This is a genomic window from Sedimenticola hydrogenitrophicus (assembly GCF_029017505.1).
Taxonomy (GTDB): Bacteria; Pseudomonadota; Gammaproteobacteria; order Chromatiales; family Chromatiaceae; genus Sedimenticola; species Sedimenticola hydrogenitrophicus_A.
Genome location: NZ_JAQGEI010000015.1, coordinates 107,625 through 117,389 on the forward strand (window position 1 = coordinate 107,625; position 9,765 = coordinate 117,389).

Below are 9,765 nucleotides of genomic sequence, written 5' to 3' on the forward strand. Positions count from 1 at the left end.
ATGAGCAAACCGTCCACCAGCTACCACCACTGCGGCAGCGAATCCCCGCTGCTGGGCGACACCATTCCACAGTGGCTGGCGCGGGTGACAGCCGAGCATGGCGCGCGCGAGGCGGTGGTCGGCCGTCCCCAGTCGCGGCACCTGAGCTATCGGGAACTGGCCGCCGCGGTAGACCGGGTGGCGCGGGGACTGATCGGGTTCGGTTTCGGCCGCGGTGATCGCATCGGCATCTGGTCGACCAACAATATCGAATGGCTGCTGCTGCAGCTGGCCACCGCGCGCATCGGCGTCATCCTGGTCAACATCAATCCCGCCTACCGCGGCCATGAGCTGGCCTATGCCCTGCGCCGTTCCGAGGTGCAGGGGCTGTTCATCATCCCCGCCTTCCGCGGCAGCGACTACCTGGGGATGCTCCATGAGTTGCTGCCGGAGCTGCGCGACAGCAGCGAACGGCCGCTGCGCTCCGCGGCCTTTCCCGCCCTGCGCCGGGTGGTGCTGTACGATCCCCAGGCGCCCGACCAGACGCCACGGCCGGCACCCGGCCTGGACGTCTGGGGCGATCTGCTCGATGCCGCCGAAGCGGTATCCGGCACCACGCTGGAGGCGGTCACCGCCACCCTGGACCGGGACGACCCGATCAATATCCAGTACACCTCCGGCACCACAGGCTCACCCAAGGCGGTGCTGCTGAGCCACCACAACCTGATCAACAACGCCTGGTTCGCCGCCCAGGGCCTGCGCTTCGGTCCGGAAGACCGGCTCTGTGTCTCGGTGCCGTTCTACCACTGTTTCGGCATGGTGCTGTGCAATCTGCTCAGCCTCTCGGTCGGCGCCTGCCTGGTGATCCCGTGCGAACACTTTGACCCGCTGCAGGTGCTGGAGAGCATCGAGGCGGAGCGCTGCACCGCCCTGCACGGGGTGCCCACCATGTTCATCGCCGAGCTGGACCATCCCCAATTCAGCCGCTTCGATCTCGGCTCCCTGCGCACCGGCATCATCTCCGGCGCCCCCTGTGCCCCGGAGCTGCTGCGCCGGGTCACCGAACAGATGCACTGCGGCGAGATCCTGGTCGGCTACGGCCAGACCGAGGCCTCGCCCCTGACCCATCTCTCCCGCCCCGACAGCACGCTGCAGCAGCGCACCGAGACGGTGGGCATCAACCTGCCGCACCAGGAGGTGAAGCTGGTCTCCACCGAGAGCGGGCAGACCGTGCCGATCGGCGCGGTGGGGGAGGTCTGCTATCGCGGGTATCATGTGATGCGCGGCTACTGCGGCGATGCCGCGGCCACCGCCCAAGCCATCGACCCGGCGGGCTGGCTGCACTCGGGGGATCTGGGGGTGATGCAGGCGGACGGCTACCTGCGCATCACCGGCCGGCTCAAGGAGATGATCATCCGCGGCGGCGAGAACATCTACCCCCGGGAGATCGAGGACTTCCTGTTCACCCATCCCAAGATCGCCTCGGCGGCGGTGTTCAGCATACCCGACCCGTTCTACGGCGAGGAGGTGGTCGCCTGGATCAAGCTGCGCGCGGGTGAACAGGCCAGCGAGGCCGAAATCCGCGCCTACTGCAAGGAACGGATCGCCCACTTCAAGGTGCCGAAGCAGATCCGTTTCGTCGACGAGTTTCCCATGACCGTCACCGGCAAACTGCAAAAATTCCGCATGCGCGAGCTGATGTTGGCGGAGAGCGGTGGGGCGGAATCCTAGCCAAAGTAAAACCACAACGGTATCGGTGCAACCGCCAGGGTCAACATGGCGAGATAACCCCAATAGGGGATGATCCGGCTCATGCCCACCATCAGACCGATACCGCCACCACCACCGATCAACGCATTCCCCGGCATATTGAGAATAGCGGCAATGCTCAGATAGCGGTGATTGACCAGGAACAGCGCCACCTTGTCCGGCAGTTGATCCTGCAGCAGCCGCAGACGCTCGCTGCGGCCCAGCGGCTCAAGCTGCAACACCAGCAATCGTGCACGCTCGAGATGGAGCCACTGAAGGAATCGGCAGACCAGAGCGGATGGAATCAGGCGCCCCACCAGGTAGCTGATCGACAGCGCTGCCAGGGTGGACAGATAGACCAGCACCGCCCCCTTGCTGCCCAACAGCATCATCAGGCCGAGACCGATCTCCATTCCCGGCATGAACGGTATCGCCATCAACAGGATATAGAACAGCACCACCCCCAGGATCAGCAGGTCGCGCATCGCCGCCTGCCGGGGAGTGATCCCACCAATATTGATCTGCTCCTCAAGCCACACTCCGGTGAAGTGCAGCCCCACCAGCACCAGGATCAGCAGCAGGAGCTTGAGATAGCGCCCGCGCCTGACGGCCCGGTCCTGGCTCTTATTGACGAGTAGCATTCTGTTCCTGCTTATCCATGAGACCTGCAATTGCATGAGGGCACGGGATGTTAGCTTATTAACTGCCCCCCGTAGAGCATTATCCTTAGCGCGGGGTACTTCCCTGGATGGGGGAGGGCGGGATCAGCTCACTCCACCGGAGTGCGGATCAGCGCCAGCTTATCAGTCGCCGACTCCGCTAGCCAGACCTCCCCCGGGCGGCCGTGAATCTGCCGTACCATCGCGTTCCGACTCGGCAGGGTGATCGATTCAAAGGCCTCTGTCACGGGATCGAAGCGCCATATGGCATCACCACCGAAATCGGACACCCAGACCTGGTCCTGCGCGTCGACATAGACGGCATAGGCCCTGGGCCGGTCACCCGGGAGTGGCCACTCACGCCACTGCCCGGTGGCGGTGTGGTAACGACCGAGCCGACCGGCATTCCACTCGCTGACCCAGATGTGGCCCTGCGAATCGCCCCACACCCGCCGCGCACCCTGGCGCGGGGTGGGCGGTTCGATCACCTCCGCCACCCCCGTCTCCGGGTTCACCCGGGCGATATGCGAGCCGGCGAGCGAGGAGTAGTAAATGTTCCCGTCCGCTCCGCTGCTAATGCCGTAGGGCCCGCGCCCGCGCGGCGCCTCGAACACCCGCACCTCGCCGCTGTCCGGATCGACGCTACCGTAGTAGCCGGCCTGGCCGGTGAACCAGAGTATCCCCCGGGCATCGAAGGCGGCGGTGTTGAGATTCATGTAGGGGGTCCCGGCAGGCGGCGCGAAACGCCGCACCGCCTGGTTGTGCGGATCGACGCGCAGCACGGCGTTGAGACCGGAGTCGGTGACCCAGGCGGCACCATCGGGTCCGACGATCACCCCGTGGGGACTCGCCCCGTCACCCAGGGGGATGCGGCGGGTGGCGCCGCTGGCCGGGTCGAGCCAACCCAGGGCGCCGGCGTGCTGGGCGGTGTACCAGACCCCGCCATCCGCCGCCGGGGCCACGTCGTGCGGGTGATCGCCGTCCGGTACGGCAAACTCCCGCACCTCGGCGCCGGCCATCACCCACCCCGGCAGGCTGAACAGTATCAGTAACAGGTAGCGGATCACTTGTCTCCGGGGCATAGCCACACCTCCTCTCGGGCCGACCGACCGACGCCTAGTTACGTAGGTTGGGTTAGCGGCGCGCAGGCACTACGCCTGCAGACCACGACAATGCCCGGGCGCCGCGTAACCCAACGATTTCCCGGTCGCCCGACGGCGGGTTCGGGTGCGCACCTGACAACATGCTCGGGGATTGCCTTTCGGTTCGAGAGGTAACGTTATGCCTCCGTCACCTATCCTGCGCCGATATAGGTACCGTTAGCAAAGTATAGCGCCCTCCCGCGGTGATTCCCGTCCGGGCGATGCGGCGCTGCCATCGGGGGCAGGCTATAGTTGTGGTTGGTATCCACACGGAGGTTGCTTCCCATGGCACAACTGATCGCCGGTCTCGTTCTGTTCTTCGCCAGCCACTCGATATCGATCGTCAACCAGCCCTGGCGCGACCGCTTGGCCACGCGGCTGGGCGAGAAGGCCTGGCAGGGGCTGTATGGCCTGGTGGCGTTGGCGGGGCTGGTGCTTATCGTCCGGGGCTACGGCCAGGCGCAGCAGGCAGCGGTCGTATTGTACGCGCTACCCGGCTGGGCCCGGCCGGTCAGCCTGCTGCTGATGCTGCCGGTGTTCCCGCTGCTGATTGCCACCTATTTTCCCGGGCGCATCCAGGCGGCGGCCAAACATCCGATGTTGCTGGCGACCCTGCTCTGGGCCCTGGCCCACCTGCTGGCCACCGGCACCCTGGCGAGTCTGCTGCTGTTCGGGAGCTTTCTGTTGTGGGCGATGGCCGACCGGCTCTCCATGAACCGGCGGGTGCAGCGCCCGATCCCGGGTGCCCCGCCCGCCGCCTGGAACGATGCCGTCGCCCTGCTGGCCGGGCTGGCACTCTACGTCGGTTTCCTGCTCTGGCTGCACGGCTCACTGTTCGGGGTGGTGCTGATCCGCTAGTCGGGCCGGGTGGTGATCCGATGGATACACCAAACTCAATGCCCCTCTATTGCTAATTTGGTCAAAATTAGCAATACATTAGCAGTTAGATGGCATGTCCGGGTTTAACCGCGATCCAGCTCCGGGTAATGGCGGAAGATCCCGTCCTGGTTGAACGGCAGGCGCCGGGCGGAGGCCAGGTAGGCGGCGACATTCGGCCGCTTTGCCACCCGCCCGTGCAGCGCCACCAGTCCGGGCAACGTCGGCTCCAGCTCTGCCATCATGCGGGGAAAGGCGTAGCGCAGCCCGGCAACCACCTGGAACAAGGACAGATCGACATAGCTCAGGCGACGGCCCACGCCGTAACCCCGACCGCCGGAATTGGCCTGCAGCACCTGCTCGAAATAACCCAGCAGTTCCGGCGCCCGCTCCCCGGTGAAGTAGCGGGCGCGGCGTCGCGCCTCGTCCCGCTGCTCCTCGTAGTACAGGCTGCTGGCCACCGGGTGGTGGGTGTCGTGCACATCCACCACCAGATCCTCCACCGTCAGTTGCAGCTGGTGCGCCCACAACCGGGCGCTCTCCGACTCGGGCACCAGCCCCAGGCGCGGACCGAGAAAGTAGAGGATATTGGCGGTCTGGGCAATCACCTGGCGACCGGCACGCAGGAAGGGCGGGGCGAAGGGCGGGCGCGCCAGCTCAGGCCCCGCCATCAGGCGCTGCATCGCTGCCAGCCCCTTGCCGCGGCCGCGCTCGCGGGCCACGTCGATGTATTCCGCGCCCGCCTCCTCCAGGGCCAGGCGCACGAACTCGCCGCGTCCCTGGATCGAAGGCCAATAGAACAGTTCGTAGCGCATGGATCCCTCCTGTGCATGACATGGAACGGGCGATAGGCCGACACCTACAGCTTAGTAGCGGGGCGGCTGTAGGGTGGATAAGCCCGAAGGGCGCATCCACCAACAACCAAGGATAGAGCTGCACAATGCCGCTCCTGCCGTCGAAATCCCCGACGCCCCAACGGGGAGGTTGGGCACGTTTTGTGCCCACGCTGTTGTCGTGGTATGCATTCCCACGCGGAGAGACTGTGAAAGTATTGCCAAATGACGCGAAAAGGGGGGGTACCCAAACCCTTCCCGAGATGGCGATCGCCTCTCTACGGGCTTCTCAGGCGGTCAATTTTTTTGCCGCGTTGATCAGCCTGAATACTTTCACAGTCTCGGAGCGTGGGAACGAGGACTACGGATACAACTGCACGATGCCACTCTTGGCGGAGAAATCACCCACTATCCAGATCTGTTCAAAGGTGTGATCACACGGTACATCAATATGGTGTTGCAACGCTTCGATCTCATTCGAGGTCCAGGCCGGATGGGCATTGCGGATCACCAGCCACACCCGCTTGGTCTTGTAGCGCTTGGTCGACTTGTTCTTCAGGATTCGGTTGAGCGCATTGAGCAGCCGCTGGTGGGGGTCGGTCTCCCGCTCCAGCCGACGCAGCTCCAGGCGGGTTTGGTCACTCAGGTTCCGACCCAGTATCTTCATCGCCTCCTGCTCAGTACCGTAGAGATGGGCGATCTCCAGATCCAGCCGCGCCCCCTCCAGCTGGCAGGAGACATCCGGCTTGGCCGGACGGTTATGCCAGATATGGCGGATCGGTATGCCGGTGTCGTGTTCGTACCAGCGCATGAAGAGCTTGGCCGCCTGGTGCTCCAGTTGGATTTTCTCTTGGCTACTGGCTTGGTTCGTCGGCATGGAAAGGCAGGTGGTCTGTAAATTATTTTGCGCGTCAGCCTGTTGCGTGCGACTGCAGCGGATCATTTTTTCACACGGGGACAGTTTCAACAACTGTTACCAGGCGCTGTCATTCTTTCCTGCTGCACCCGGTAAAGCAACCCTGACTTAGAGGGACTGAACGAAAACCCTTATCCCATTCAACAACATCTGGGTGGCCAGTATCACCAGGATCATACCCATCAGACGCTCCAATGCCCGCGATCCACGGAGTCCGATAACAGAGAGCAGATAGGGCGAGGTCACCAGCAAAATCGTCACCCCAAGCCACGCCAGCAACAGCGCCAGGCTCCATTCCACAATCCGATCCGGTTGATTGGAACTCAGCAGCAACAGCACGGCGATAGTCGACGGACCGGCAATCAGCGGTACCGCCAGCGGCACGATGAACGGATCATCCTGAACCGCCTCATCATCCGTCGCCTTGCCGGGAAAGATCATCCGCAGGGAGATAATAAACAGCAGAATACCGCCCGCGATACTCAACGACGGCTGGGTCAAGCCCAGGAACCCAAGAATGGTGTTGCCGGCCAGCAGGAACCCGAGCAGGATAATCAGCGCAATCAGCAGCTCGCGGGCGACCACCAGGGTGCGACGACGCCGATCCAGCTTCACAAGTACCGCGTTGAAAACCGGCACATTACCGAGTGGGTCCATGATCAGAAACAGGGTCACGGCCGCCGAGGCGATGTCACTCCAGTGCATTTTCCAGCTCCCGATGATTAACGGCCATTGCCGTGTCACTGCGTGGCGCGAGAACAGCGGCTGTCCCCGTGGACCGGAAACCGTGGCCCGTTCCCCATTGCCTTCGCTGCACTTACTGTACAGGAAACAGCACGATCCCGCCCCTGGGAACCGGAACACTCATGCTAATCCGAGCATCAATAGGGTCAAGGTCTGCTACTCAATTGGATAGGCGTATTACCGCTCGGTGAATGAATTGATCAGGGATGACTTGCCGTTTCAATGATGGGATTCGACAGGGACACACGGCTTCTCGTATGTTGCGGCCATCATTACTTTGGCCACAAACGGCGAGGTCATTGCACGGACCAGCGCACTGTAGTTCAGCCCGAATCTGATCTCGGCACCCACTTGGGGATGGTTGCTATCGGACTGGGTGATGAGATGGTCGCCGCTAGCGCCCAGTATCCGGGTGCCGATAGGCGCCTTGAGACCCGATGGATCGACGTCCTGGTGGCCGATGGCGAGAATCGCCCGCGCGATGTCCCCGCGACAAGCAACAACGCTTGCCTCTCCGAACGCGGTTTGCGCGATTGTGCCCCATGGGCGCGCCGGCTTCAGCTTCGCCTCGATCACCTCGCCAACCAGCGTAATCGCGTCGAGGTGCAGGCCCTCGATCGGTCGACGGTGGAGCGGCTCACAACCGAGCAAAATGGCCTCACCAAGACGGAGGTTGTTGATTCTCCCGATCTCTACGCCACTCAATGCCCAATCCAGGTTGGCCGAGTTGCCACCCGACACCAGATCAAGACTCACACCGAAGGTGGCCTCGACCGAATCCGCCAGCGCGGACAGCTCGGACATGTTGTCCGCATCGGGTGAGATACCGCCATGGCATGCCAGGTTGGTACCGATACCGCTGAGTACGATGTTCGGCAGTTGCAGCACCGCACGCACTATGTCGTTGAGGTCAGCGGGCATGATACCTTCGCGGAGGTCGCCAAGCTCAACCATCAGCACGACCTGGTGCGTCCGCTGCGCTGCCCGGGCAGCGCACGAAAGCCTGTTGATCACCGCCAGCTCGGTATTGAAGCTCAGGTCGGCTTGTCGCACGACCCGGTCGGCCTGGCTGAGCATCGGAGAGCGGATCAACACCATGGGCGCCGCAACGTGCTCGCTACGCATCGCCTCGATATTCTCGATACGCGAATCGCCAAGCGCGCTCACGCCGGCGCGCAGTAACACCTTGGCGATATCGGCTGACCCGAGACTCGCTTTCGTCACGCCCGTGACCGAGATGCCCAGTCCGGCCAGTCTCTCAACCAGGGTACGGGCGTTGTGATGGATCTTATCGAGATCTATTTCCAGTCGCGGTGCCGTCACTTGGCGCCAACGGGCAGCTTCTCCTGAAGCGCGGGGAACGCCGCGAAGACCATCTCCAGCAGACGCTGAGGTGACCGGGCCAACGCATCGGTTGTGGGGATTTCGAGTTCGGTTTCATACCTGTCGATGGCCGCGCTGATCTCGGCATCGCTCATATGCTCGTGGTTGATCGTGAGCCCGATGACCCGCGTATCGGCGAAGGTCTGAATCAAGTTGATCTCGCTGGCCGGCGACGGCATGGCCATCTGGTCGAAGTCACAGCGGGCGACACGTCCCGGTGCATGCTGCAACACCACCGCATCGGGGCAACTACCGCGCAGAATGAACGATGTGGTCGAGAATGCCGGATGACTCAGCGCGCCTTGCCCCTCGACAATAATGACGTCGGGCTGCTCTGCCTCGAACGCTTCGACGATGGTGGCTTCCAGTTCGCCGGCACAGAACTGCGACGGCACGGCATCCATCGCGATACCATAGCGAGCACCCTGGATCAGACCGGTTTGCCCGGTGCCGACCAGCACCGCCTTTAAACCGACATCCTTGAGGGCACGGGCGAGAACGGTGGCCGTAGTGCGCTTGCCAATGGCGCAGTCGGTGCCCAGCACGGCGATACGCGGGCAGGTTACCTCGTTGATACGGCCGCTGAACATCCGCAGATCCTTCTTCGGGCGAGGCTTGCGAACGTCAAGAATACTGACGTTGTTCGCTATGCGGGCCGCCGTAAACTCCGGATCATCGTTCAAGAACTCATGCAGACCGTTCACGATGTTCATGCCGAGGCCGATAGCATTGAGCACGAGGTCACGCTCGTGCACCGATAACATGCCACTGGCGGGCGCCATACCAAAGATGAAGTAATCCGGCACACAGCCCGCCTGCTTGAGTGAGGCGGTCAGATCGCGACAAATCGGGATGCCGTTTGGCTTATCGTCGAGCACCGTGCCGGTATCGAACCCCGCCTTCTCGCTGTCGATGACCGAGAGAATCTGATACTTTTCCGAGTGACGGACCAGCCCGTTCGCGGTCTTTCCATCAATCTCGCCGAAGTTTGACTCGCAATAGACAATCGCGGTGGCAGCCGGTTTACGCACAGCACCGTCGCTATCAATGAGGCCAAGCTTTAAACGTATCGAGGAGGGAGATGGGGGAAGTTCGGTATAAGCAGCGAGCGAAGAAGTAGGGATGGGAAGTGGCGCAACGGCAACCGGAGGGCCCTGCGGAGAATACGGGCGAGCCCGCTGCGGACCGGAATAAACTATGGACATAAGGGTTCCTTGAGCTGTACGGGGCTCAGAGGGCGCAATGTAGTGATTGCCGGATTGATTTACCCGGTTGTCAAGAAGAGTCCCCACTAAGCGGTGGGGTTAAGCGACCCTCAGGTTAACACGGATCTTCCGAAGAGTTGGGAAATACTTGGGGTTTCCGACCAAAGGTGGTCACAGTTACTCATCAGCGGTAATCATGCAGCGTCCAATCGTATTGCTGTACCACGCCTCTCGGAATGACAAGACCGGCGAACGATGGGGTCAGATTCGAATGGCACT

General features: G+C 62.6%; 9 protein-coding genes. 2 read left to right on the forward strand and 7 right to left on the reverse strand.

The annotated features are described in order from the left end of the window. Nucleotides 1-1,710: an AMP-binding protein gene (locus O9K64_RS11465; RefSeq protein ID WP_275098203.1), complete on the forward strand. Its 1,710-nt coding sequence runs from the start codon at nucleotides 1-3 to the stop codon at nucleotides 1,708-1,710. Here the strand turns inward: O9K64_RS11465 and O9K64_RS11470 are convergent. Beyond that, a complete protein-coding gene (locus O9K64_RS11470) occupies nucleotides 1,707-2,369 on the reverse strand; it encodes a hypothetical protein (protein ID WP_275098204.1) in 663 nt (220 codons plus the stop codon). The genes O9K64_RS11465 and O9K64_RS11470 overlap by 4 nt on opposite strands. A 128-nt stretch (nucleotides 2,370-2,497) precedes the next feature. After that, entirely contained in the window at nucleotides 2,498-3,469 is a 972-nt protein-coding gene (locus O9K64_RS11475; protein ID WP_335342278.1) for a hypothetical protein, read from the reverse strand. A 345-nt stretch (nucleotides 3,470-3,814) separates the two neighbouring features. Here O9K64_RS11475 and O9K64_RS11480 point away from each other — a divergent pair, with 345 nt between their 5' ends. Further along, nucleotides 3,815-4,387 (forward strand): NnrU family protein, encoded by a 573-nt coding sequence (locus O9K64_RS11480; RefSeq protein ID WP_275098205.1) that lies wholly within the window; start codon nucleotides 3,815-3,817, stop codon nucleotides 4,385-4,387. Nucleotides 4,388-4,491: 104 nt separating this feature from the next. Here the strand turns inward: O9K64_RS11480 and O9K64_RS11485 are convergent, their stop codons facing one another. From O9K64_RS11485 to O9K64_RS11505, 5 genes are all read right to left on the reverse strand, one after another. Continuing rightward, nucleotides 4,492-5,220 (reverse strand): glutathione S-transferase, encoded by a 729-nt coding sequence (locus tag O9K64_RS11485; RefSeq protein ID WP_275098206.1) that lies wholly within the window; start codon nucleotides 5,218-5,220, stop codon nucleotides 4,492-4,494. Nucleotides 5,221-5,599: 379 nt separating this feature from the next. After that, nucleotides 5,600-6,115, reverse strand: coding sequence for a hypothetical protein (locus O9K64_RS11490; RefSeq protein ID WP_275098207.1), 516 nt, complete (start codon nucleotides 6,113-6,115; stop codon nucleotides 5,600-5,602). Nucleotides 6,116-6,262: 147 nt separating this feature from the next. Beyond that, on the reverse strand, nucleotides 6,263-6,859 hold the full coding sequence (locus O9K64_RS11495) for a MarC family protein (protein ID WP_275098208.1): 597 nt from the start codon (nucleotides 6,857-6,859) through the stop codon (nucleotides 6,263-6,265). Between the two features lie 258 nt (nucleotides 6,860-7,117). After that, nucleotides 7,118-8,221, reverse strand: a complete 1,104-nt coding sequence (locus O9K64_RS11500; RefSeq protein ID WP_275098209.1) for an alanine/ornithine racemase family PLP-dependent enzyme — start codon at nucleotides 8,219-8,221, stop codon at nucleotides 7,118-7,120. Next, nucleotides 8,218-9,486: a DUF1611 domain-containing protein gene (locus O9K64_RS11505; RefSeq protein WP_275098210.1), complete on the reverse strand. Its 1,269-nt coding sequence runs from the start codon at nucleotides 9,484-9,486 to the stop codon at nucleotides 8,218-8,220. The genes O9K64_RS11500 and O9K64_RS11505 overlap by 4 nt, the downstream gene beginning before the upstream one ends. Nucleotides 9,487-9,765: the final 279 nt, after the last annotated feature.